Below are 231 nucleotides of genomic sequence, written 5' to 3' on the forward strand. Positions count from 1 at the left end.
GTGTTAACTTAAGCATAATGAAAGTGTAACGAAAAAGAGCATCCCCGATATGGCGCAGCAAAGTAGCTTCAGCGCACCACTAAAGAGCAAGGTGCAAACACACGATATAGACGAGCAAGCGCATAGCCTTACTCAATGGCAGAAAAAATACGATCAAATGAGCGACGGCAGCTTTTATGGTTGTATTGAAGAAACGGATTACGCCAATATTCATGTGTTTAAAGAATACAC

General features: G+C 41.6%; 1 protein-coding gene. It reads left to right on the forward strand.

Going from position 1 to position 231, the window contains the following annotated elements; genetic code table 11:
* Nucleotides 1-49 precede the first annotated feature (49 nt).
* The coding region (locus AAEY83_RS18965; protein WP_351061811.1) for a hypothetical protein at nt 50-231 on the forward strand (182 nt) is incomplete at its 3' end.

The organism is Psychrobacter sp. TB20-MNA-CIBAN-0197, assembly GCF_040309765.1.
Lineage (GTDB): Bacteria > Pseudomonadota > Gammaproteobacteria > Pseudomonadales > Moraxellaceae > Psychrobacter > Psychrobacter submarinus.